Raw genomic sequence first — 1,460 nt, 5'->3', positions numbered from 1 at the left:
TCCCTAAGTTTGTAGGTGTCTGGGGTTGGTGCCCTGGATGCCCAGAGCGGTGGGGTGTAGCTGATGGATTTCTGCTTCGGTCGAGGCTCGGAAGGACTGGCTGCCCCATCGCGCTGGACGCTCCGACTGCTGATTGAGAGCTTGTTGCGGATCGTCGTCGCTGTTTAGGGATCTGTCGGCGGGGTTGTCCACGGGCACGAACTGCAAAGTCAGGAGCACGCAGATGCCAACTCACGCAGAGCTGTGGATCGGGATCGACGTCGGCAAAACAGCGCATCACGCGTGCGCCGTCGACAGTGCAGGCACGACGATCTTCAGCCAGAAGGTCGGCAACGACCAGGCCGCGATCGAAGCCGTGATCGCCCGCGCCGACCGGATCGGCGATCAGTTGCGGTGGGCGATCGACCTGACCAGCCCGCTGGCGCTGCTGCTGATCAGCGTGTTGCTCGCCGCCGACCAGACGGTGACCTATGTGCCCGGCCGGGTGGTCAACACGATGACCCACGGATTTCGTGGCGAAGCGAAAACCGACGCCAAGGACGCGAAGGTGATCGCCGAAACCGCCCGTATGCGCCGAGACCTGAACCAGGTCACCATGCCCGACGAACTCGTGGTCGGACTGACCCAACTGACCGGCTACCGCACCGACCTGATGGCCGACTGGGTCGCCGGAATCAACCGGCTGCGGTCGCTGCTCGGATCGATCTTCCCGGCACTGGAAGCCGCGTTCGACTACTCGACCCGCACTCCACTGATCCTGGTCGCCGGTATGTGCACCCCCGCCGAGATCCGCGTCGCCGGAACGGTAGGGGTCGCAACATATCTCGCCGAGCACGATGCCTGGAAGCCAGGGATCGCGAAGACCGCGGCCACGGCGGTCGAGGCGGCGCAGCGGCAGACGCTGACCCTGCCGGGCGAAGCCGACACCGCGATGCTGATCAAACGCATCGCCCGCAAGCTCCTCGATCTCGATCGCGAGATCAAGGACACCGACACGCTCATCACCACCCGATTCCGGCAGCACCCGTGGGCGCGGATCATCGAATCCCTGCCCGGCATGGGACCGGGACTGGGCGCCGAGTTTCTCGTCGGCACCGGTGGCGATCTGGCCGGCTTCGCCAGCGCCGGACGCTTGGCGTCCTACGCCGGGCTGGTACCCGTGCCCCGTGATTCCGGCCGGATCGCCGGCAACCTGCGCCGCCCGAAACGCTACAACCGGCGCATGCGCAGGGTGTTCTACATGGCAGCGTTGTCGAGTCTGCGGTACGAGCGAGGGCCGTCGCGGCGGTTCTACGACCGCAAACGCAGTGAACGGCAGGTCCATACCCAAGCCCTACTGGCCCTGGCCCGGCGCCTGGTCGATGTTCTGTGGGCGTTGTTGCGTGACGGCCGAGAATTCAGCATCGACAACCCGGCTTCGGTTGCAGTTGCTGCTTGACACTGTCATTGAGAGTCCTTCC

At 65.2% G+C, this 1,460-nt stretch carries 1 protein-coding gene; it reads left to right on the top strand.

The genetic code is table 11. From position 1 onward, the window contains the following. Positions 1–223: 223 nt before the first annotated feature. Positions 224–1,438, top strand: coding sequence for an IS110 family transposase (locus tag B9C99_RS25455; protein ID WP_088899799.1), 1,215 nt, complete (start codon positions 224–226; stop codon positions 1,436–1,438). Positions 1,439–1,460 lie beyond the last annotated feature (22 nt).

Source organism: Rhodococcus sp. BUPNP1 (assembly GCF_002215235.1).
Lineage (GTDB): Bacteria > Actinomycetota > Actinomycetes > Mycobacteriales > Mycobacteriaceae > Rhodococcus.
The sequence above is the reverse complement of the archived record's forward strand: the minus strand, read 5'-3'. Positions and strand labels throughout refer to the sequence as shown.